The 23,472-nt window shown below is 33.9% G+C and carries 15 protein-coding genes; 8 read left to right on the top strand and 7 right to left on the bottom strand.

Annotated elements, in window-relative coordinates; genetic code table 11:
* Positions 1 to 125 precede the first annotated feature (125 nt).
* The 7 genes from ACFRAE_RS03910 to ACFRAE_RS03880 all read left to right on the top strand — a co-directional run bounded on the left by ACFRAE_RS03910 (position 126) and on the right by ACFRAE_RS03880 (position 9,864).
* Positions 126 to 1,154 carry a metallophosphoesterase family protein gene (locus ACFRAE_RS03910; RefSeq protein ID WP_422795813.1) on the top strand — a complete coding sequence of 343 codons (1,029 nt, stop codon included), beginning with the start codon at positions 126 to 128 and terminating at the stop codon, positions 1,152 to 1,154.
* 693 nt (positions 1,155 to 1,847) lie between these two features.
* Positions 1,848 to 4,247: a GumC family protein gene (locus tag ACFRAE_RS03905; protein WP_422795812.1), complete on the top strand. Its 2,400-nt coding sequence runs from the start codon at positions 1,848 to 1,850 to the stop codon at positions 4,245 to 4,247.
* Between the two features lie 104 nt (positions 4,248 to 4,351).
* Complete coding sequence (locus ACFRAE_RS03900; RefSeq protein WP_422795811.1) at positions 4,352 to 4,513, top strand: hypothetical protein; 162 nt, start codon at positions 4,352 to 4,354, stop codon at positions 4,511 to 4,513.
* A gap of 32 nt (positions 4,514 to 4,545) precedes the next feature.
* Complete coding sequence (locus ACFRAE_RS03895; protein ID WP_422795810.1) at positions 4,546 to 6,243, top strand: hypothetical protein; 1,698 nt, start codon at positions 4,546 to 4,548, stop codon at positions 6,241 to 6,243.
* Between the two features lie 74 nt (positions 6,244 to 6,317).
* Positions 6,318 to 6,587 (top strand): PqqD family protein, encoded by a 270-nt coding sequence (locus ACFRAE_RS03890; RefSeq protein ID WP_422795809.1) that lies wholly within the window; start codon positions 6,318 to 6,320, stop codon positions 6,585 to 6,587.
* 4 nt (positions 6,588 to 6,591) lie between these two features.
* Positions 6,592 to 7,692: a nucleotidyltransferase family protein gene (locus tag ACFRAE_RS03885; protein WP_422795808.1), complete on the top strand. Its 1,101-nt coding sequence runs from the start codon at positions 6,592 to 6,594 to the stop codon at positions 7,690 to 7,692.
* Positions 7,693 to 7,995: 303 nt separating this feature from the next.
* Positions 7,996 to 9,864, top strand: a complete 1,869-nt coding sequence (locus ACFRAE_RS03880; protein WP_422795807.1) for an acyltransferase family protein — start codon at positions 7,996 to 7,998, stop codon at positions 9,862 to 9,864.
* Here ACFRAE_RS03880 and ACFRAE_RS03875 read toward each other — a convergent pair.
* From ACFRAE_RS03875 to ACFRAE_RS03860, 4 genes are all read right to left on the bottom strand, one after another.
* Positions 9,850 to 11,172, bottom strand: coding sequence for a sensor histidine kinase (locus ACFRAE_RS03875; protein ID WP_422795806.1), 1,323 nt, complete (start codon positions 11,170 to 11,172; stop codon positions 9,850 to 9,852). The genes ACFRAE_RS03880 and ACFRAE_RS03875 overlap by 15 nt on opposite strands.
* Positions 11,173 to 11,599: 427 nt before the next feature.
* A complete protein-coding gene (locus ACFRAE_RS03870; RefSeq protein WP_422795805.1) occupies positions 11,600 to 12,184 on the bottom strand; it encodes a phosphatase PAP2 family protein in 585 nt (194 codons plus the stop codon).
* A 439-nt stretch (positions 12,185 to 12,623) separates the two neighbouring features.
* Positions 12,624 to 14,192 (bottom strand): RagB/SusD family nutrient uptake outer membrane protein, encoded by a 1,569-nt coding sequence (locus ACFRAE_RS03865; protein WP_422795804.1) that lies wholly within the window; start codon positions 14,190 to 14,192, stop codon positions 12,624 to 12,626.
* Positions 14,193 to 14,245: 53 nt separating this feature from the next.
* A complete protein-coding gene (locus ACFRAE_RS03860) occupies positions 14,246 to 17,230 on the bottom strand; it encodes a SusC/RagA family TonB-linked outer membrane protein (RefSeq protein WP_422795803.1) in 2,985 nt (994 codons plus the stop codon).
* Positions 17,231 to 17,633: 403 nt separating this feature from the next.
* On the opposite strand from ACFRAE_RS03860, the gene ACFRAE_RS03855 reads away from it, so the two are divergent.
* Positions 17,634 to 18,512 (top strand): helix-turn-helix domain-containing protein, encoded by an 879-nt coding sequence (locus tag ACFRAE_RS03855; RefSeq protein WP_422795802.1) that lies wholly within the window; start codon positions 17,634 to 17,636, stop codon positions 18,510 to 18,512.
* A gap of 281 nt (positions 18,513 to 18,793) precedes the next feature.
* Here the strand turns inward: ACFRAE_RS03855 and ACFRAE_RS03850 are convergent, their stop codons facing one another.
* From ACFRAE_RS03850 to ACFRAE_RS03840, 3 genes are all read right to left on the bottom strand, one after another.
* On the bottom strand, positions 18,794 to 20,779 hold the full coding sequence (locus ACFRAE_RS03850) for a c-type cytochrome (RefSeq protein WP_422795801.1): 1,986 nt from the start codon (positions 20,777 to 20,779) through the stop codon (positions 18,794 to 18,796).
* A 20-nt stretch (positions 20,780 to 20,799) separates the two neighbouring features.
* Positions 20,800 to 22,221 (bottom strand): 3-keto-disaccharide hydrolase, encoded by a 1,422-nt coding sequence (locus tag ACFRAE_RS03845; RefSeq protein ID WP_422795800.1) that lies wholly within the window; start codon positions 22,219 to 22,221, stop codon positions 20,800 to 20,802.
* A gap of 369 nt (positions 22,222 to 22,590) precedes the next feature.
* Positions 22,591 to 22,905 carry a PEGA domain-containing protein gene (locus ACFRAE_RS03840; protein ID WP_422795799.1) on the bottom strand — a complete coding sequence of 105 codons (315 nt, stop codon included), beginning with the start codon at positions 22,903 to 22,905 and terminating at the stop codon, positions 22,591 to 22,593.
* Positions 22,906 to 23,472: the final 567 nt, after the last annotated feature.

The following is a 23,472-nucleotide window of genomic DNA, read 5'->3' as shown; positions in this document are numbered from 1 at the left end:
TTATTCATTAAGTAAGAAGAGGTTGCATTTAAATGCAACCACTTTGTTTTATATAGGATAGGCTTAAGGAGCTAAGCGTTTCGAAAGTTATTTGAAAAAGCTTCTGTTCTTTTGTAAATTTACCTATGATTTATTCCATGTTGAGCTTTCTGGGAAACGTATTTAAGGTGTTTTGTGTGTACGTTTTTGTACTTTTTTCTATTCCTGCATTTGGACAACAACAGGAGGTTAAGACCATAAAATCAGGCTTATCAATTTTATTGATTTCTGATTTAAATGATAGTTACGGTACGATAGGATACAACGAGGATGTGAAAGATGTGCTGTCTAAAATAAAAGACATTCAACCAGACATAGTTCTATGTGCTGGGGATATGGTGGCCGGTCAAAAAGCATCTTTAAGTTTGGATCATCTACAACAAATGTGGAGTAGTTTTAACGAGACGGTGTTGAGTCCTATACAAAAATTGCAAATTCCATTTGCCTTTACTATGGGAAATCATGATGCTTCCCCCAGTTTTTTGTTGGATAGGCAAGCATCTAAAGAATTTTGGATGCACCAAAAAGATCAATTGAATATATCCTATGTGGACTCCGCTCATTATCCATTTTATTTTTCTTTTATTCAAAATAAAATATTTTTTATCAGCTGGGACGCATCTTCCTCGAAAGTACCAGAGGAGGTGAAGGCTTGGATGAGCAAGCAATTGAAGTCTAAAGTTGCAAGAAAAGCTAAGGGAAGAATAGTTTTTGGGCATTTACCTTTATTTGCCATAGTTGAAGCAAAGAACAAACCAGGGGAAGTGGTAGATGGCGCTGATGGGATGCTTAAAATTTTTAATGAGTTTAAGGTAGATATGTATGTTTCCGGACATCAGCATGCATATTTTCCTGCATATAAAGAAAACGTAGTTTTGATGAACAGTGGTTGTTTGGGTTCTGGAGCACGTAAATTTATTGGAAGTACCTTGGAGCCTCAAAAAGCGTATGCGTTGATTCATATTCCTGCTGGCACAAAAGTTCGCGATGCCGATATACAAGGTTTTAAGCCGATAAGTCATGAAATGATTTCCATATCTCAATTGCCAGATTCTATTGTTGGCTTTAATGGAGTAGTAAGAAGAATAGATGATTCCAAAATCATTAACGAATAAATTATCAAGATGTTTTAATGGTGCAATGCCACAGGATTCTTAAAGCCAATTATGGCATTGCAGTCTCTTGCAAAATTAAGTTTCATGAATAATAATAACTTTTTAAGTTAAGCTATGTTATTTTATTGTTAATTAAATTCTATAACCTGTAGCTTGAATTGTTCTTAGTAAATAAATGTGTCTGAAATATTGGTAAAATACACCCATGTATATTAAATTATTAAATTAATAAAATAAAATCTATTTTTTGGCAAAGAATTTGTATTTATTATGTTGTAAATAATTTATTAAAATACCTAATGAGATAAAATATAACTTTTAGTATATTGAATTAATAATTATTTATATATTTGTTTAATGATTATTGGTTGCTTATGTTAATTTTAATAAGTACAAATTTTATTTGAAGGTTAACCAAAACAATTTTTATAAACTAAATAAACTATAATTAGTTAAACATCTACTTAAATTTTAAAGCTTCTCAATGGTTGGTCGTTAACCAGAATAAGATTTAAAATTATTATCAATCGAATCCGCAGTTGCTTAAAAAGCAATAGTATATGAAAAACATTGTTGACTAATATTTTGCTGTTCCACAAGTTTTTTTTGAGTTAATACGTGTATTGTAAATGGTTTAAAAGGCATTAGTGTGGTCGTTTGCTAGCTAATGTCTTGATTTTTAGCCAAGAAGTTATGATAAATGATATGACCATATTCGCCAAAAAGGAATCAAATATGTTGCTGATCCAACATTTGGAAAAGTATTTCCATTATTGGAAGTGGTTTTTGATGTCTATAACTATTGCGCTATTGGTTGGCTTTGTTTATTTAAGGTACGCTCAGCAGATATATGCTATTTATGCAAAAATATTACTGCAAGATGAAAAAAGAGCAAATGGTGAAATGGCAGGATTGGCAGAGTTAGCAAATTTAGCGGGCAGATCTTCATCCTCTGCAGCCTATGTGAATGATCAAATGCAAGTTTTGCAATCAAGAAGAATTATGCGCAAAGTGGTCGAAGCGAATAAATTCACTATCACCTATCATTCCAAAGGGTTAATACGAATGAAAGAACTGTTAGAAAAAGATAGTCCATTAAAACTTATTTTATTAAACCCAAATAGCAGCAAATTAGATTCAATAAGTAATCAGATGATTATTTCTCATGGGCCATCTGGTTATAGTTATACGGATAAAATAAGTAAACACATCTCCTTTCGTTTAGGGGAGAAATTTAATTCTCCATTGGGAGAAATTATGATTTTACCGCAAAGTAATCAATTATTAACAAACGATCTTATCATACAATATATCCCTAGAGAGGTTACGGTCGACATATTAAGAAGTTATATAAGTATTCAACCAAATCAGGAAGTTCAATCTTTTGTGGTTGATTTTGCGATGAGACATCCGAACAAGGAGAAAGGTAAACTCCTGTTAAATTCTCTGATTGAACAGTATAATTTAGATGCTATAGAGGATAAGATAAGTGTGTTTAAGGCGACTAATAAATTCATAGATAGCCGATTGGATATCATTGCGCAAAATTTGCAGACTGCCGATTCCAAAATGGAAAAGTTTAAGCAACAGCAGGGAGTCTTAGATGTAAAATTGGAAGCTAATGAATATAATGTAGCGGTATCCATCAATGAAAAGAAAGCGATTGAACATGAACTGCAATTGCAATTATTGGATATGATGGAAAGTGAGTTGAATGTAGGGGGAGGTTTGTTGCCAACGAACTTGGGCTTATCTGATTTGGGTGTTCAAAAGCAAATTGAAACCTATAATAATTTGTATTTGGAACGGTTAGATTTATTGAAATCAGCGCAGGAAGAAAGCGGCGTAGTTAAAGGGATTGACGTTACATTGGCCGAATTAAAGAGCAATCTGCATAAATCTATTAAAAATCAGAAAGAAGGGGTATTGGCAAGTTCGATGGTTTATAGAAATCAGGTTTCTCGTTTCAAAAATAAGTTTAATTCCCTTCCCTATAATGAAAGGCAATTCAATAATATTCATAGGGAGCAAAAAATTGTGGAATCGATTTATATGTTTCTTTTAGAAAAATTAGAAGAAAATGAGATTAATTTATCGGCCACACCTGCTAATATAAAAATTATTGATGAGGCGTATGCCACTTGGCGCCCCATAGCTCCAAGAAGAATGTATGTTTATGGATTTTCATTGCTTATTGGATTTTTAGTGCCATTTGTATGTTTATATGGCAAATTTTATTTCGATATCAAGGTTAAAAATCGTGATGATATTGAGCGAATGTTTTCTGTGCCGATTCTTGGAGAAGTTCCAAGATCAAGCCATGTCATTCATGAGGCGAATGATCGATCTTCTTTAGCAGAATCTATCCGGATATTAAGAACGAACATTAGTTATATGGTCGGAAGAAAAAACCATGGCGCTGAAGTCATTTTTGTTACTTCAACCATAGCGGGTGAAGGGAAATCATTTGTTTCTACTAATCTAGCAAAGGTTTATGCTATGTCTGGGAAAAAGGTTTTGTTGATAGGGGCTGATATTCGTTCACCAAAAATCTTAAGTTATTTGGGTGTTTCCCATTTTAGACATATTCATCCAGGAATAACTGAATATTTGGTAGACAAACACTTGAGTGTGCGTGAGATTATTATCAAAAATCCTGGGCATTTTAATTTTGACTTAATATATTCTGGTAAAGTAGCGCCCAACCCATCTGAGTTATTAATTAATGGACATTTTGAAGATATTATTGCGTATGGCAAGGAGCATTACGATTATATTATTGTCGATACAGCCCCTGTAGGATTGGTGGTTGATACTCAGTTGATTAGTAAATATGCGGATATCACCGTGTATGTTGTACGTACAAATTTCTTAGACAAGCGATTGCTAACTGTACCAAAGGAAATGTTTGAAAAGAATAAGCTCCATAATATGGCTGTGTTACTGAATGATGTGGATTTTAATCTAGGATACGGCTATGGCTATGGCTACGGTTATGGCTATGGGGATCAAGAAGTGAAAATCAATTCCAAGAATGTGGTCTTAAAAGCTGTTAAAGGTGTTTTGAAAAAGCATAAGATAACGCATCAATAAAGCTTTTGAGGCATAGATATCGGTGTTTCTGTTGTTTGCATTCGTTTAATTTAAACAACAATAAAATAATTACTATAAAACAATTAACTAAATAGGATATAAAAATGAAAAAGAATCAAAAAAAGAGTTATGTACAGCCAACTATGGAGGTAGTGCATATTGAATTAGAACAAGGTATTGCAGCTGGTTCAGCGGAGGCTGTAGGTTCCCCATCTGTTAATGATTGGAACGGTGGTACGGGTGCTAGCGATGATAATGATTTATAGAATTGCTAATTCATACTAATAAAATGATGAAAATGAAACAGACTCATACGCATACCTCTAAAAATACATGGGTAATTATTTTAATCGCTGTATTTGGACTGAATAGCTGTGCTAAAAAAGAAGCTATGGAGGTTAAAAAAGTTGAAAAAACGAAAGTTACATTTAACGTAACAGGAATTGATGAAAGTATCAGTGAAGGAGCTAAAGAAAAGAAAGCAGCTGCTAATTTTGGCCATTCTGATGGAGGGAATAAGGCTGAAGTCATATCTTACAATGGATTTGATGCACAGGTAATTACGGATCATGATTTAAAGGTCCATTCTAGAAAAATAATGGTAAAAAGTAAAGCAGGATCTAATAGTGGTTCCAACGCTTTACGTGCAGCAGCCATGACACCTGGAAATACCTATAATCTCTACTTATATAAAGAGGATGGAACTTATGTAGACACGTATAATTTTTCGGTAGGTGGTGCTTCGGCCATTGAAGTTGAAAAAGGAGAAAGCTATACTTGGTATGCTGTATCCTATAATGATCAATCCACCGATATTGTCGATGTAGACCAAGGAAATCCTACGGTCAAAGAACTTGCATTACCTGGAAATAAAGATATTTTATATGCGACTGATGTTTTTGAAGTGCCTACAAGTGCAGGGGAGGTATCTGTCCCAGTGAGTATCGTATTTAATCATAAAGTTGCAAGAATAGGTATTGAAATCAATACGATGGGTATGTTTGCCAATATGACGTCTGCTACAGTAGAAGTTGCAGGTTTAGTCTTAAAAACTGGATCGTTAAATTTAGAGACTGGTAATTGGGGAACAACCCTAACGAATGTTACGCCGACTATTGCTTATTCGGATTTTGTAGATGTAGATCCATTATATCAAGATGCTAAAATTGCCTATGTATATACAGCAGGTACCACTGCTACAGGAAACTTTACAGTTACTTTAAGAGGCTTAGATTTGACATTGGATGATGGCAATCCGCGATCGTTTAATACCCTTTTAACAGCGACTCCATCTGTATTTACTTATAATATTACACCACAAATTGGGAATACCCATCGGGCATTGGCTAATTTAATTGAATCGCCTTTAACATTAGAAGGTGTTAGATGGGCTAGACAGAATGTGTATTACTATGGAGGTACCCATGTACCTTATAGATTCCATCATACCTATGCCCATAGTAATAATGTTAATTCTTATTTTTCTTTTAAAGGTACAGTTCCTCAAACCTATGGAGTTAATGGAGATCCCTGTGCATCAGTTTATCCAAATGGAATTTGGAGGCAAGCAAGTTATGCTGATTTTATTACCTTAACTGGTGTTGCACCTTTTTATTTAAATGCCAAATCTTTAACGGCCGGTACCCAAAGTGGTTTAGGATATTTTGAGTATCAAGAGACTACAGGAACTGCAAGTCCATATCCAAGTAAAAATTTACGATTTAATAAAAATGGATTCGGTATTAATCTTGGAGTGGTAGGAGGATTGGTGTCATTGGATTTTGGTAGTACTTATGGTAGTTCTGTTGATTTATGGACCTCTACAAGTGGAGCTAATATTTTAGGATTAATAGGATTTGGAGCCTATAACTATAAGGGTACTTCAGTGGGTTCAGTTCATACAGATATTATGAATGCTACATTGTTAAATGTGTCAGTTATAGGTGTCGACGTTGTTGAAACTCCATTCCGGAATGTTCGCTGTGTAAGAAATTAAGCTATCCATAGTATATTAAGTTTAGCATAGGCGGTAGTATCATTCTATCGCTTATGTTATTAAAAAAATCAATTATGAGATTAAAAGAGAATTTAAGTATTAGATATATTGGCAATGAATTTATGCTAATAGCATCAGATCAGCAAATGGTCAATATGACTAAAGTTTGTACCTTAAGTGAGTCTGCGGCTATGATATGGGAAGAATTTTCAGCGGTTGATTTTAATGAAGCAGACGTTGTATTATTTCTTCAGGATAATTATGTAATATCCAATGAATTAGTCCATGAAGATGTAAAACATCTATTAAACCAATTTAGAAAAGAAGGTTTATTGCAAAATTGATGTGATGGAGTTAATGTGGAATAAGAAGACAACAAAAGTATTTTTAGATGCTTTAGTAGCTGGATTATGGAATAAAGAGCCCAATCATCCATTGTATGATGGATTAACGAAAAATGAGTGGTTTGAAATCTATCAATTAGCTTTTCATCAAACAGTTGAGGCCATCGTTGGAAATGTAATACAAGGCTTGCCTGCAGCATTATTGCCTCCCAAGGAAATATTGTATCCATGGATTGTTCGAGTTCAGCAAAATGTCGACACAAATCATCATATGAACAATACCCTGAATCATTTAGTCGCAAAATTTAGATCCTTTGAGATTGAACCTATATTGCAAAAGGGCCAAGGTATTGCTTATTATTATGAACAACCCTTATTGCGATCGGTAGGTGATATAGATTTTTGTTTTGAAACGAAGTTGAATTATCATATTGCAAACCGAATCATTGAAAATACCGTTCCGGGCTTTAAATTAACAGCAGGGTATAGCAGTAACTATGAATTCGAGAATTTTAAAGTTGAACATCATCAAAAACTTATTCAATTAAGAAATCCTCTAATCTATCCATTATTTAAAAGAATTGTCCAGGATGTATCACCAAGTTATATTCAAATATTGATAAATGGAAAAAGTGTAACCATTCCTGCTCCAATAATAAATTCTTTGATGATCAATGTTCATATTCTCAGTCATCAAGTGGGCTATGGAGTTGGCATTAAACAATTCTGTGATGCAGCTAGGTTGTATCACTGTTTAAATTCCGAATTGGATGCTGATTATTTAAAATACTTTTATAAAAAAATTGCTGCACTAAAATGGATAGAGTTGATTCATCAAGTTCTTGTGGAAATGTTAGGTTTAGAGGAATCTAAATTACCTTTTAAGATTGTGAAAAGTCGCAATACGGAATGGATGAAGGAAGACATCCTCAAAGGAGGGAATTTCTCATTCTACAATCCTAAATACCCGGATATAAAAGTTTACCAAGGACGTGTTAATCGAGTAGAACGTTTATTTTCAAGTTTTTTAAAATACCTTCCTATCGCCCCGTTGGAAACCATTTCATTTCCGATTATGCATGTGATTTCAAAAGTTCATCGATGAAATGGAATTGAAAAATCAATTTTCATGGATTAACCCTTCAAACTTTTCCTATCTCTTGTTCCGATTTTGAGTAATTACTTCTCAATGGTTTAGTTCCTGTTCTTGCAGCATTTAGATCTGGCTTATTTGAAAGCCCAATGCAACGCTAGTTGATTGCTAGCGTAAAATTAAGGGAAAGTTTAGTTTGGTTAGTTGATGCAAGAGCAGCTGCTTTGACTTGCGATACTGCTGATAAGGGGATTGCAAATATCTAAATGATAGGGGCTCATAAAATTATCATAATTAATATAAGCGATTCTACCTATGAGTAGTGGAACACCAAAAATATTTAGAAATGACTTATCCTTTTTAAGGGCTATCGCAATTATTACGGTTGTTTTATTTCATTTTGATGTAGCAGGATTTAAGCATGGATATGTAGGAGTAGATCTATTTTTTCTACTTTCCGGTTTTCTGATGACCGATACGTTATCCAAGCAAAAACCATTCGATGTTCAACACATAGTTTTGTTTTATTGGAAAAGGTTCAGACGAATAATTCCTGCTTTCAGTGTTTTCATTTTGATTTCTTGGTGTATTGTTTGGCTATTGTTAGGAGTTAAATTGTATGATTTTAGTAAAAACGCATTGCTTAGTCAAGCCTTTCTTTCTAATTTCTATTATTATAAATCCATCGAATATTTCAGTCCTTCATCTGACCTAAATTTCTTAACCCATACCTGGTCCTTAGCTATCGAATGGCAATTTTATATGCTATTTCCGATTCTTTTATACCTTCAAGAACGATTACTTCCCAAAAAATCTATAGCCAATGCTATTGTTTTAATCCTGTTAATTATTAGCATGCTACTCTTGTTTCTGCACTATTCCAAATTTAACCAATCGTATTCCTTTTATATGCCATTTTGTAGATTTTGGGAATTTTTATTAGGGGCGTTCATATATCAGCAAAGAGATTTTATCACGCGTAGATTTCCTACAAAGAACCTTTCTACAATTGCTGTATGTTCCATAATAGGGTTAGTACTTGTTTTTCCTATATCCAATTTTATGCTTCAAACGGAATGGTCACCATGGCTAATTATCATCGTTCTAGGTCTTTCTTCCATATGTATACTCGTTCATCAGGAGTTTAGTTTTTACGCCTATAAGCCAATCCTTACACTTGCTAATATTTCTTATTCTTGGTATTTATGGCATTGGTTTATCCTGGTACTCTCCACTTATTTTGTGCCAAATCCAAGTTATTTGTACCAGTTTGCCATCTTACTGTTGACTATAGGAATAGCCTATCTTTCTTATACTTTTGTTGAATTTCATCCTTTTCTAAAGAAAAAGAAAAGTTTAGTAGCATTATTCCTGTCTACCTTAATATGCTGCGGTTTAAGCTCTAGGGAAAGGTTTGTTAAATGGATTATTGGTAAAGAGAGAGGGACCATTTTTCATTTTTTTTATGCATATCCACGTTATGAAATGCCTTTTATAAAACAATTCGGAAAAAATCACCTGTTGTCGAAAAATCATTTTTCCAGTTTTGATATTCATTCGTTAAAAGACTTTAGTGAAGACCAAGCAAATTATCTGTTAATTGGTGATTGCCATGCGGGTATGTTCTATTATACACTAAAGCAATTGGCAGATGAACATCAGGTGAATCTAATTCAAGCGACTGCTGACGAAGTATTTCCAACAGGAAACGTCCAAACCCTATATCCGGGATCTAAAAGTTTGATGGATTTTATTTTTGATGAATACCTACCCAAATTTCATCATCAAATAGATAAAGTTATTTTGGTTGCTAATTATTCTGGGTATACAAAAAGTGAATTGAAGAAGTTCATTACCCGTAATGAGTCGTATTTCAAAAAGTATAATTTACCTTATGTTTATATAGGCCAGACTGAAAAATATAAAATTGAGTTCCCTGTTTTAGTTTCAATGGTAAATGAATATCAATTAAATTATCATGATTTTAATTTGTTTAATAAGGATAAAGTTGATCAATTTTTATTAAAAGAGTTGGGATCCAATAAATATATCCGATTAAAGAGCTTAAATCATTTAACAGCCAATGGGATGTCTCATCACTATATGTATGATGCTGTGCATTACAGTACGATAGGAACAAGTTATTATAAAAATCTGCTTCTGAATTCCTTATTTCGAGAATAAAACAGGATTAAATTTTGCGCTTTTATCAATGGGAAATTTCAAAACAAATTTACTTCCTGAATTTTGTAAACTATAAACTGTTATACTACCTTGGTTGGCTTTAACTAATTTCTGTACCAAAACCAAACCTAATCCAGTACCACGTTCGCCTAATGTACCGAAAGATGGAACCTGAATTCTTTTAAATATACGCTTTAATAATTCATTGGGCATTCCTATTCCATTATCTGAAATGTTAAGAATAGCTTGATTATGGTCTTGTTCCGCTTGTATTTTAACAATTCCATCGGGTTTGCTAAATTTTAACGCATTATCTAATAAATTTCTAATGATAATGGTTATTTGAATAGGATCCACGTACAAGATTAAGTGGTCAGGAATAGAATAGTCAATTTTTATTTTTTTTTCAGCATACCGATCTTCCATAGAAATCAATACCTCATCGACCAATTTTTTCATACTGGTAGATTCCGGTTGAGCGAGCAATCCTTCCATATTCTGCCTACTCCAATTTAAAAGATTATCTAAATTGTCTTTAAGACTATTGAGTTGTTTATTGACTAATTTTAAGGAAGCATCTTTATCTTGATCAGAAATCTCCTCATTAATTACCATATTCATCATGGAACTGGAGGATTTTAATGGAGAATGAATATCATGCGCAATTACTGCAAAAAGATGTTTCAAATCATTATTTAAATATTTGAATCTATTATTTTGTTTTTCAATTTCTCGTTGATATTGCCGCTGAATACTTTGTAAGTATAAGATTAAGCCTATCAGCCCTAAAATCCCCAATGTGGAATTAATTAATAACCTTTCCGGATTCAAAGATTCAAAAAAGCTGATTTTAATACTGAAAAATTTGGGAATAAGTATCGCTAATGAAACGGAAATAGATATTAAGATGACTATCCATCTTTCAGAAAACATCATTAAACTTATTGTTAATAAGCAAAATAAATAATACTCCGTAGAATTTGGAGATCCAAAATTTACGATAGCTAATATTAAGAATAAGGCTAAGAGAAGCGTATATTTTGCAGCATGATGTTTCATTTTAGAATTAAACCAAAAAACTATTAAAAATAAGCCTAAGCTTATGAAGTTTATTAAGGCTATTTGGGGATAATTCAGTCGATTGAATATACCGTAAATACCAATACTCAATATACAGGCAAGCGTAATGCTATTGGTTAATTGTATTTCTTTTTTCTCCAAGAATGTTACATCCTGCGTAATGCCTAAATTTCTAATTTTTAAGTAGTATTTTTTTAGGATATATGCTATTTTAAAAAAAACATTCATGGTATATCTAGCTTGTAAAATGTTGTTAGCATCTATTAAACAACTTTACTTTAATAATTTATTATATAAATCTTTTAGGTGATTAACTGCAAATTTAGTGTTTTGGAGTGTTGTTGCTTATATGTTTTTCAAATTAATGGCATTGTAAGATAAAAGTGACTTTTACAATGCAGTAAATCGTTGTGTTTTTTCAAAAACTGCCTAAAAGACTTAATTGATAAAGTTTTGTGCGTCCTTTTCATGTTAAAAATTAGAAATGCCATACGATCTTTAATTTTAGGAAAGCCAAACATGAGAAAGCTTCTTCCTTATGCTGTACTATTCGAATTCTTGCAAAAATGATAAATCGGATAACAAAGAAATGACTTGTAAGGTAGCATACTTATATGCTAGTAAAAGTAATTAATATTTTAGTTGTTTGAACAAATTATGGATTAATTAATTTGCTAATGAAAGTTGGAATTTTTTTATCCCATATTTTGGAATAACAATGGACTATTACAAAGTAAAAAATACTTGAAAACAATACACCAAGAAGAGATCCAAACCAAACATCCTCCCAATAGTGTTGACCGAGATAAATTCGTGAATATGCAGTTAGACAGGCTATTAATGTGCAGTAATAGCCTATTTTTTTATTTTCGCAAAAGAGGGAGAGACAAGTTGCAAATGCAAAAGCGGAAGTGGTATGTCCAGAAGGAAAAGCTTTATAATATGCGGTAGATAACCAGGGGACGGTATGAAAATCGGGTTTATCAATAAGTGAAAATGCAGGTCTTGGATTGCAAATGAGATTTTTTAATACTGAACATAATATTCCAGAACCAATATAGGTCAAAATAATTGCGGCTCCTAGTTTTTTCGATTTAAAGAAAAACAGGTATAATCCACAGGCAATAATAAAAAGACCATCACCAAAATAGGTAATAATTGTAAAAAAATAATCCAATATCGGGTGGTGATGACTGTTTGTTAAGCTAAATGATACCTCTTTAGGGAAGAAAAGGAGCATAGGGCTAGTGAGAATAACCCAACATAATATGAAAATAAAGAAAATTCTATTTCGACAATAAAAATGGGAAAGTTCTTGCATGGGTTATTAGATATTTTGAATTTATTTTAATGTAAAAGTAAATATTTTATTGTTATTTAATTGTTAGGAAATAATTTGCGATTATTAAATTTATATTATTATTTACTTATCATAGATCTAAGGGAGCGATACGAAGAGGGTTGTTGGTCATATGGCACGAAAAGCAGGATGGAATATAACCTTCTAAAGTATTTTTAAGAAATGAGGATCTAAACGTTTGAAATGTGGATTATAAACTTGTTTAGCTCTTTGGAATCCAATCGCAATCTGGCTGTTCAAAAAATCAATGGAAGATTTTGTAAAATGTATCCCCAAATTATTTGGGGATACATGAATATTGCGGTATTAAAACTAAGTGTTAGTATCCATTATGCTGGATGAGATTTGGATTTACAGCTATCTGTTGACTAGGGATAGGATAAACTAAGGTCTTTGGATCTGGATCGGCTTGTTTTTCTTGCCAAGCCAGTAGAAACTTCCCAAATCGAATTAAATCTTGTCTTCTCCAACCTTCCCAATATAATTCCCGAGCACGTTCATCGAGCAGTTCGTCTAAGGTTAATGAGGTAAATAGACTAACACCACGATTAGTTCTGATGGAATTGACCAATGCGGTTGCTTCCGCAGGGCTTCCAGTACCACCTCGTAAAATTGCCTCTGCTTCCATTAATAACACATCTGCATAACGAAATACCACCCAATCGTTATTTCTTTGCCCTGTTACAGCATAATCAAAAGCATATTTCATCGGTCTGATTCCTGCTGTTTCTAAAGTCGCTCCAGAAGTTCGAATGGTTACTTCTCTAGAAAAAGATAGCGGAGCAGTAGCCGGATTTCTTGCCATTAAAGGTTTATTGGTAGACCAATTATATTGTTGACCAGCAAAAAAACCTACATTTTGCCTGCGGAAATTTTTACTTTTATTCGAGGTCGTATCTGCAGCGTAATTGTAGTATATCCCTTTTCGTTCATCATTTGCACTAAATTTGTCGTAATAATCAGAAAGTGTACACCATCCATTCCATCCACCTGGATTTAAGTTATAATGGGCTATGGTATTCCAAGTACGATCTACGTTTCCACCTCGTTCCCCATTTTTATTAAACAAGGTATATATATTTTCAGTGGATTTGGTATCATTGTCCGGAGCGAAGTTGTCGAAATATTTACCTGGGGAAGATATACTGTATTTTCCGGAACTGCTGATTTCCTTCGACAATCGAATAACCTGATTCATATCTTCGGCAGCAAAAGTTGGCGTTTGTCTATTTAAGAACGCTCCTTTATTTAAATAGACTTTCATCAGTAAAGTTTTTGCCGCATTTTTATTAGCTACATAGGCTTCAGCAGGTCCATTGTCTGGTAGACTATTTATTATTTCATTCAATTCCTTGACAATATAGTCTATAGCTTCTTGAGCCTTCAATACTTCAGGGGCTATTCTAAAATCCGCCAATGACTCCCCTTGTCGAAGAGGAACTACTCCATATAAATCGAGCATATCAAACATGGCTAAAGAACGAACAAATCGTGCCTCTGCGGCTTGTTGTGCATTTGGATTGTAATTTAAGACTATAGTGGCATTGTATATCACTGTACCTAAACTAACAAAGGTATTATTCATATATCCGTTATCTGCATTCCAAGAATGTAAATGTATGGCGCGATGCATACCATTATCGTCCCAATCTCCACCTCTGGTAGGGGCAATTGCAGCATCTGTCGATATTTCTTGCATCACCCACCGCTGATCTTGCTGATAAGGTGTGTTTAAGGAATTATAAGCTGTAATTAATAATCCCGCAGGATCTACATTCGAAGTACCTTCTTGCAATTCTCCTTTGAAATTTTCTTCCAACTTAGTACAAGAACCTACTAAAAGAATACTATTAATACAGCAGGCATATATTATATATTTTAATTTCATCTGATTATCAATTAAAAATTATCATTCTGTTTTGCATTCATTGTTTTGGAATTCTAAAGTGAAAAATTGATTCCTAATAAAATATTTCTAGAAGGAGGATAGGGTAGATATTCAATACCTAATGAAGGTATCCCATTCGTTGCACCATCCGTATTTACTTCAGGGTCAAATCCAGAATATTTTGTGAAAATAAATAGGTTTTGACCAGTTAAGGAGATATTGAAGTTTTTCAATGTTTGTCCTATATTGCCCAATGAATAGCTTAATGTTAAATTCGCTAGTTTTAAATAATCACCTTTTTCCAAATACCGTGTGGAAGGCGCTGCCGAATTTGAAGTTGATTCCTTAACGGAGCTGTCAAAAAATTGTGTGCCTATATTTCTTGAGGACAAATTACTAATACCTAATACTGTTGCTGCAGTATTATTGAACAAATAATGCCCCATTGCACCGTTAAAATTTGCGCCTAAACTGTAATTTTTATATTTTAAATTAGTGCTTAGTCCTAATAGGGTTGTAGGGTTGGGACTATTGGTGTAAAATTTATTGATTGCAGGGTCGTTGGAACTACTGATACTTCCATCCAATCCTTTATACATGCTCATCCCAGTTTGTGGGTCTATTCCTTCATATTGCGCTAAGTACCAAACATTCAATGGTTGTCCATTAACCATTCGCTGACCTAAGACTCCTGAAAAGCCCTGTCCACGTAAGGCTCCGGTTTCATAATAACCAACTAAACCACTTACACTATTTTTTAAGAGGGTTACATTTCCAGTTAAATCCCAGTTCCAGTCTTTTTGGTTGACAAGAACTCCCGTTAATGAAACTTCTACGCCTTTATTCACTATTTCTCCATCCAAATTAACCCAGATTCGTCCGGCAGGAGCGGGTTGTGCAAGGGTTTGTTCAAATAGGGCGTCCGTTGTTTTCTTATTGAAGTAATCAATTGAACCAAAAATCCGGTTTTGTAAAAAGGCAAAATCTAACCCTAGATTTATTGTTGAAGAGGTTTCCCATTTTAAATCATCATTTCCATAATTAGCTTGACTTATACTCTGAGAGCCAAATACTAGTCGATTTAAAGATGCTCCTGATGGAAATTCTTGATTTCCAGTTTTACCCCATCCTAATCTTAATTTTAATTGATCAAATAACTCATTCCCATGTAGAAAAGATTCTTCATGTATATTCCAGGCTAATGCTAAAGAAGGAAAAGTAGCATATTTATTATTCGACCCAAATTTGGTAGAACCATCTCTTCTCAAGGTTGTAGTCAATAAATATTTATTCTGATAGTTGAATCCAGCCCTCAAAAACACGGATTGTAATTGATTTGTTGGGCTTTTATAGGAGGAAATATCACGCGTAGAAACTGTTGAATATTGTAAATAGTCGAAATAGTCCAAACCTAAATACCTAAAACCGCCACCAAATGTAATGTTGTTTTGATAATTATAATCCAAATATTCGTATCCAGCTAAGGCGTTCACACTCCAATCTTCATTTACTTGTTTATTGTAAGATAGGGTATGGGTCATTTGCAGGTTGGTCTCCCCATTGTTCGATATAAAAGCCTGCTCATTATTGATTGCAGATGGGTCAATCAATCCTGAACGATACATTCCTTCCCGATTACCTAATTGCCTCATGGCGCTGTAAATGAATCGATACTCTAAGTCATCTGTAATTTTATAGTAAGGTGAAATATTAAAGACCATCGTATTGGTGGTTGCTCGATCTTTAAAAGCTTCAATACTGGTCAGTGGATTTCGAGTGGTCGTACTAACAAAAGTCGGGTTTCCTTGATCATCCCGAATTGGCCTAGTAGGATTCCATAACAATGCTTGAGAAATGACATTTCCCTCCGAACCCACCATCGCATTGATTGGCGCATACTGATTATTCAATTGCGTAAAAAATAGAGAGAAATCTAAGCCCAAGCGCTTATTTTCTAAAAAATTGAAGTTTCCAGTAAAATTTCCTGTATATTTTTTAAGTTGTGATCCAGTGATTATACCATGTTGATTTAAGTAACCACCTGAAAGACGATACTTGCCATAATCAGCACCACCAGAAACATCGGCATAATAATTTTGGGTAACTGCTTGGCGAGTTATTTCTTTAAAAGCATTGACATCACTTCCAAAATCTGAATCTGAAGCTTCATTTGGAGTGTAATAGTTTAAAGCTTCACGAAATTGGTTGGCATCTAATATTTGAGGATATGCTCGCATCCCTGAAATTCCTGCTGAAGCGCCTACCTGAACTATTGGTGCTCCAGTTGATCCTTTTTTTGTACTGATGATGATAACCCCATTTGCACCTCGAGAACCATATATTGCTGTAGCAGATGCATCCTTTAAAATATCCATACTTGCAATATCACTAGGGTTTAAATAACTTAATGGATTTCCTCGGTCGGATGAAAAACCTCCACGTCCTTCAGGTAAAGGTGAATTTCCAGACATCGGAACACCATCTAGTACAAATAGAGGATTATTACTCGCGCGAATGGAAGAATTACCTCGAATACGTACAGTGGCCGATCCACCAGGTTGTCCGGTGTTATTGATGACCATAACCCCAGGTGTTTTTCCTTGAATTAGTTGATCAGGGCTGGTAACTATGCCTTTGTTAAAGTTTCTCGCAGCTATAGTTACTAAAGATCCAGTGAGGTCTTTTTTCCTGGCTGTTCCGTAACCGATGACAACAACTTCATCTAGTCCTTGGTCTGATGATGGACTTAGTTGGATGTTTAAGTTGGTGCCATCTATAGGTGCATCCTTCGTTTGGTAGCCTATGTAGGTTATCTCCAATACGGTTGAGTTTGGTCCTACTTGAATTGAAAATTTGCCATTGATATCGGTTAAACTGGCAATACTTGTGCCTTTGATTTTAACGGTAGCGCCACTTAATGGACTCCCAGAATCATCGGTAACAGTACCAGTGACTGTCCTTTCTTGTGCAAAAAGAAGCATAGTAAAAAGGGTAAATACAGGCACTAGAAAATATTTAAAAATCAATATTCTTTTCATGTAATTAATTTTTATAAGGATTAATGATGTGAAATAAGTGATGATTTAGCCTAAGGCTGTTTAGAGACGACTGCTTTAGAAACTATTCTAAAGGATAAAATTCTAGCAATTTAGAAAATTTAATCAACTGCAGGTTTACAGTGTAAGCCATTGGCTTTAAAGCAATTGGGTTCAAATGGTTCATGTTGTTTAGTTTATGTTTAAAATGGTATATAAAAATCTTTAAATATGATTTTTTTAATGAATCATATAGTCTCAATTTTATATCATTCTGTTTCAAAAATTAACTTATGACCTTTTAAAAGAAAACAGTTTAATTGATTTAATATTTTTTATTGTTAAATAATAATCATAAATTGGATTAACCTTATAAACTAACAACTAAACAAAAACTTATTTACTTATGATTGTTTCATCTATAAAAAAGGATTTTATTTCCTGTGTCGATCTGTTGAACTATACAAAATCATGGATGGACACAGGGGCTAAAACTAGGGTAAAAGCTTCTATTCTCTTGTTTGGAATAGATTATGATTGGATACCTGTATTAGAAAATGAATTGGATAAAGAATTTGATCTCTTATTTACTCAAGACATTATTCAGGCATTAGACTATTTATTTCAGTTAGATATTCATTTAATCATGATCGATATTAAATTTAACAATTCGGAATCAAACATCATTTCCAAATTTGTTAAATCTCATCCTGATTTTAGTCACCTCCCAATTGTATGTTTTGTAGAATCAAATGAACTAGCATTGAAAGTTTGTAGTTTATCTTGTGGGGTAGATATTCTCTTTGATTTGCCTATGCAAAAAGATTTTCTGAACATGCAGGTGCATAGTTTACTGAATAATCGAACTAAGGTCATTGATTACGTATTAAAAAGACATCATATTCCTGCTTTTAAACAGCAGTCGTTTGAACATATCCAATTCATGGATAAATTATATGCTTTAATAGACGATTTAATATTTGATGAAAATATAACCGTTAACACCTTAGCTGAAAAAATGAATATGAGTCGATCAACCTTATATAGAAAAATTCAGGATCATACATCCCTTAGTTTAAATGCATTAATTAAACAATTTAAGATTAAGAAAGCAGCTAACTTATTAATACAAAATAAGTTTAGTATTGCACAGGTTTCGTATATGGTTGGTTATTCTGTACAATCCAATTTTTCAAGGGATTTTTTAAAAATATTTGGTATTAGACCGAGTGTTTTTCGATTGAAGCATGACGAAAAAGTTCAAATTAAATGGTTAGCGAATTAAACTTTTAACCGTTGATTTGTTTGCTTAGTCATCAATCAATCAATCAATCAATCAATCAATTCATTAGGCTGATTATTTAACAGGTTTAATCTACTTTTACTATTTTACGCTTTTGACTTATCGCCTTTTTAAGCTTACAATGCAGCTTATGGGGTAAAAAAATAAGTCTGCCCTAAAGTTGATCATTTAACTATTGGGCAGACTTATTTAGAAAGACATTAGGTTTGTTATCAACCTAAACATATTCCATTACTTATCGACTGATTTAAAATACAATTCATCTATTTTAAAGAGTTGATATACGCAGCAATTTTCAATCCATCAGCTTTTGAAACCTGAGGCATAGGTGGCATCTCCGTCGCATAATCCGGCCAATTTTCTGGTTTTGGATTGTATATTAACTGCAAAATCTTCTCATTTGAATACTTTCTTTTTGCAATTTCTGTAAATGATGGACCTATTTGTTTTTTAGTAACATTATGACATGCTAAACAAGTATTGCTCGTTAAAATTCCTTTTACTTCCGCATAAGTAGGCGCTTTAGCTACCGTTTTCGCTGGAGTCGCTTTTACTTCATTTGCTTTTGCAGCACTGGTCTTTTTTTCTTTAGTCGATTTTGATTCCTCAAGTTTTGCCAATGCTTTTTCTTTCGCTATTTCGGCTTCCGCGGCTTCAAGTTTCGAATTTCTAGTACTTAACGTATTCAAAGCTAACTTTTCACCTGTTGGAATGGAATTTAATGTGTAGTAGGCTACAGGATGCAATAGTTCATGTTGATTTTGTTTTTCGCGAATACCATCAATGGAAATTGTATGTATATAATATTTACGTAATCCATCAACAACTAATCTAGCCTTAAGACCGTCATTTGATACTTTTACACCTTTTATGGTTAAGGTTTCCTTATTTACAGGAGGGGAACCATAAACTGGATGATATTTATAAATAAAGCTTTCAATACTATATGCGGCTAAATCCTGTGCAGAATTTATATCTACTGCTTGTGTAAATTCAATTTCAAAACCGTCAGGCATCGCTCGTACTGCTTTCATTTCAAATGGAACTTTGTTATTATAGACTAATCGTTCCAATCCCTCATTTGCATCACCTGCAGATCCCCATCCACGGTTGGTCTCACCCACAAATAACGACCCATCTTGTGCCCAAGCCATTCTTAAGACTCCAGAGCGAAATCCACTTCTAAACATAAAAGCAGCTCCTTGTTCCTCTCCATTTACTGTTTCTAAGAATATACGAGAAATTATACTCATCCCTTGATCACCTACTAAAAGCTGACCTTCAAATGGGCCAAAGGTTCCTTTTGGAATTTTAATGGGTTCAGAATTCGATATACCTAAAATTCCATGAGGTAACCAAACAGATGGCAAACGTAATTCAGGAAATTCTTTTTTCACATCATAGAGTGTCTTGAATTGCTCATCGACTCTATTTTCAGGCTTAATATAACGACCCTCAGGTGTTCTATCCCGACGTTGGTCTATTTTGGAATTGAATGTTTCAGGTTGAAGTTTTACGGGTGAATCACTTCTTTTAGTCCAATCTAATGCCGCAGGGTGCCCCAAAAAATCGCCTTTATTTACTTTCCACAATCCTCCAGAACCCATCCAATCACCTTGGTTTTCGGTGTAATACAATTGACCATCGATTACATTAATCCCGGCTGGTGAACGAACACCGGCTGCCCAAGGTTGTAGTTTTCCATCTTCCGTTATATTCATAAACCATCCGCGCATAGGTACTGGACTAATTCCGCGCCACCATTCTTCTCCACCAAACCCCACATTCGCAGATATGAAAAATGAACCATCGGCCGCTATTTTTGGTCCATAGCTATATTCGTGGTAATTTCCACTGACAGGCCATGCATAAATGGTTTCATATACATCCGCTTTACCATCTTTATTTTTATCGATAAGCTTTGTCAACTCTCCACGTTGTGCTACATATATTGCTCCGTCTTTATAGGCAATTCCTAATACCTCATGCAGTCCAGAAGCAAACTTTTTAAAATACGGATTATTGCTTGTCGGATTTTCTACTATAAATACATCTCCTCGACGAGTTGATATTCCTAAATTTCCATTCGGTAAGGTGACCAAGCCTCCAACTTCTAAAACTGGACCCTCGGGCATTCTCACTTTATGTATTTTGAAAAAATCTTCCTCTTTTGGAGATTCTTGTGCGATTGAAACGGTATTGCTGAAGCATAATGCCAGCATTGCTAGCATGCTAATTGTATTTTTCATAAAATAACTATAATTCTCAATTAGAATGAAATGGTATAATTTATTGGTTTGTCTAAAAGAATAATTAATTCTTTACCCTCTTTTGCGTCTCTAATAATTGGTTTTGGAGCGCCTTTTTCAAGTTCTAGGTAATAGGATTCGTCAACCCGGTAAAAACCTTTAGAAATTTCCTCGATCGTATTAGCATTTGCTAATAAATGATATAAATTATTTCCTGGTTTTTCCAAAGTGAGTGATCTGTTCAAACTTTTTCCATCATTGGATACTTGGATAATATCCGTAACTCCACTGCCATAGGTCTGATATTTGAATTGAGGTTTATCTTCCTTATCTAGGATATAACCTTTTGATTTGAACGATGAGTTGCTCGTATCCGAAGGCCATGGAAGTGCCGTGTTTGATAATTGAGCGATCGCAGGAACTGCCGACTTCACAAAGGAGGTAACCACTCCTCGGGCACGTGAGGTTGCATTTCCTCGGCCATGCCACATGGGTGTTGCATCTAAGAAATCGCCGTGCCATGCATGGAGAATGATGCCATTATCCATATCATAGGCATAATGTGTTTTTAATGGGCTACCAACAGAAATGGCGTGAACTGCAATCTTATTTTGCCCATAATAGATAAAGCTACGTATGCTTGTATTTGATTGCGCATCTACATAAATTGGGTCTTCGCCGGCATTATTCCTGTTTCTACCATTAAGTAACTCATTGGGAAGTTTGCTAATTTTAATGTTTTTAAAAGCGACCGATCCATGATCACCCTGAAGTCTTAAAGGACCCAATGCTTTTTCCTTATCCATTGACCCAGCAGTTGCGCCGAATAATTCTACATTTTCTTGAACCAGTACGCCATTTAGTTCGACGGATAATATTCGAGCATTTACAGTTTTATTTCCAGCAGCATCAAACTGTGGGGCTTGAAAAGCAATTTTCATATGTTGCCATAAACCAGGTGCTTTGCTGGCGTTTTGACGAGGAGCATAGCCAACGCCATCGGGTTTTGAATCATCCCAACGTTCGTAAATTCCACCATTGTCCCCTGAAGTCGGATTAAGTACGCCCCAAGAATCGAGTAACTGTACTTCATAATTTCCTTGCAAATATATTCCTGAGTTGGAATGATTGGCCATCAAGTAATCCAACTCTAAAATCATGTTGCCATGCTGTTCTTTTGTAATGAGATCAGCACCTTTTTCTTTACTCGATGTGCTATTTACTAAGACTCCAGTCCCTTTACTAAGAATGAGTTGATTTACTTTTTTAGGATCTGATAAGACTTTCTCAGCAATACTCCAAGATTTTCCAGGATTGTTAAAAGCAGAGAGATCGTTAAGTTGAAGCTCCGATTTATCTGTTAGCTGTTGAGCGTATAGCCCCATAGTTCCAACTATCCAGAATAAGCCAATAGTTCCGAACTTTAAATAATTTAAATTCATGTTTGAAAATAGGTTAAAAGATAAAATTAGCAATTTTTACCTTTGCTAAAAGGATTATTTAAAAAATATTTTCTATTCTATTTAAATTATTACAATTCTGAAGAACTTAATTTGGATGCTTGGGAATCCTTCATACTGTACATATTAAATGTAAAGTTCAGCTTATATTTTGGCTTAATCAATTAGGTACGTTAATCGCTTAGGTAAGAGGAATCACTTCTGTAAATTAGAAAACAATTTAAGGTCATTATCATTTAAATAAAAAAGGACAACTTTCATAAGTTGTCCTTTAAAATTTTTAAACGGAGTTAGTTTGTTTCGTTAGCTTCAACAGTTTTAAGTGGAATTAATTCATAAGTACGTGATGGTTTATATTTCATAGTCCATAAAAAGGGAAATAGAAAAAAAAGCACCACCTATGATTGCTCCTACATCTGCTTTTTCACTTCGCGTAAAATTGGTGGTAAAGGGTTCGTAACCTTCCTTCTCTAATTTTATAGTAGTTGTTGTTCCGATTATTTTAGTGTCTTTGTGTGTGTATGGCGTGGTACCTACTATTTCACCGTCAAGATAAACTTTCGCTCCAACTGGGGTCGTGTTAATTAAGGTTGTACTCGCACAACTTGTAAATAAAATAGCAGAGGCGGCCAGTACTGATACAGGTTTCAAATAATTTTTTTTCATAAAAAAGTGTTGTATATTTTAATTTTAACTATTCTTACGAAAGTATATAATATTTAATTAACCAAGGATTATTATATTGTGTTTTTATAATTAATTTTACTTAACCTATTGAGTGTTAATTAATTATTTTATTAATATTTTTTGTAAAACATTAATGATGAATTAACCAATCTGCTTGGTTTAAATTCCAATTTATCCTTAATCTGTTGCCTTGGTTTTTGTACAACATAGCTTTCCAGCCTATGTTAATTTAGGAACAGCTATAAATTACTGAATAGTAACGGAAGAGACTATGTATTGTAGGATGTAGGTTTTTTTAATTCTGCTAGAATGTTTGTTGGTTTTGTACTTATTGAAAATTTCGATTTGATTAATTTTTTTAGGTCCTCCACAACTTTTGCACATGATCCCAATTTAGAGGTGTAGGAGATATTAACTTTTTCTTGTTTAGATTGACAAAATTATTTGCTTAGTCCACAGGTCTTGTTTCGGATCAAGTGGAATTCTTGGGGGGAATAAATTCTTAAGCATATAGTTTCATTACTCGATATAGGAAGAATTTGGTAT

Source organism: Sphingobacterium sp. HJSM2_6, from assembly GCF_049316305.1.
Classification (GTDB): domain Bacteria; phylum Bacteroidota; class Bacteroidia; order Sphingobacteriales; family Sphingobacteriaceae; genus Sphingobacterium.
The sequence above is the reverse complement of the archived record's forward strand: the minus strand, read 5'-3'. Positions and strand labels throughout refer to the sequence as shown.

Bases quoted from the DNA above. Each gene is read 5' to 3' on its own strand.
- ACFRAE_RS03860 (WP_422795803.1), bottom strand. From the start codon at position 17,230: ATGAAAAGAATATTGATTTTTAAATATTTTCTAGTGCCTGTATTTACC.
- ACFRAE_RS03895 (WP_422795810.1), top strand. From the start codon at position 4,546: ATGAAACAGACTCATACGCATACCTCTAAAAATACATGGGTAATTATT.
- ACFRAE_RS03910 (WP_422795813.1), top strand. From the start codon at position 126: ATGATTTATTCCATGTTGAGCTTTCTGGGAAACGTATTTAAGGTGTTT.
- ACFRAE_RS03865 (WP_422795804.1), bottom strand. From the start codon at position 14,192: ATGAAATTAAAATATATAATATATGCCTGCTGTATTAATAGTATTCTT.
- ACFRAE_RS03870 (WP_422795805.1), bottom strand. From the start codon at position 12,184: ATGCTCCTTTTCTTCCCTAAAGAGGTATCATTTAGCTTAACAAACAGT.
- ACFRAE_RS03900 (WP_422795811.1), top strand. From the start codon at position 4,352: ATGAAAAAGAATCAAAAAAAGAGTTATGTACAGCCAACTATGGAGGTA.
- ACFRAE_RS03845 (WP_422795800.1), bottom strand. From the start codon at position 22,221: ATGAATTTAAATTATTTAAAGTTCGGAACTATTGGCTTATTCTGGATA.
- ACFRAE_RS03850 (WP_422795801.1), bottom strand. From the start codon at position 20,779: ATGAAAAATACAATTAGCATGCTAGCAATGCTGGCATTATGCTTCAGC.
- ACFRAE_RS03890 (WP_422795809.1), top strand. From the start codon at position 6,318: ATGAGATTAAAAGAGAATTTAAGTATTAGATATATTGGCAATGAATTT.
- ACFRAE_RS03905 (WP_422795812.1), top strand. From the start codon at position 1,848: ATGATAAATGATATGACCATATTCGCCAAAAAGGAATCAAATATGTTG.
- ACFRAE_RS03855 (WP_422795802.1), top strand. From the start codon at position 17,634: ATGATTGTTTCATCTATAAAAAAGGATTTTATTTCCTGTGTCGATCTG.
- ACFRAE_RS03840 (WP_422795799.1), bottom strand. From the start codon at position 22,905: ATGAAAAAAAATTATTTGAAACCTGTATCAGTACTGGCCGCCTCTGCT.
- ACFRAE_RS03880 (WP_422795807.1), top strand. From the start codon at position 7,996: ATGAGTAGTGGAACACCAAAAATATTTAGAAATGACTTATCCTTTTTA.
- ACFRAE_RS03875 (WP_422795806.1), bottom strand. From the start codon at position 11,172: ATGAATGTTTTTTTTAAAATAGCATATATCCTAAAAAAATACTACTTA.
- ACFRAE_RS03885 (WP_422795808.1), top strand. From the start codon at position 6,592: ATGGAGTTAATGTGGAATAAGAAGACAACAAAAGTATTTTTAGATGCT.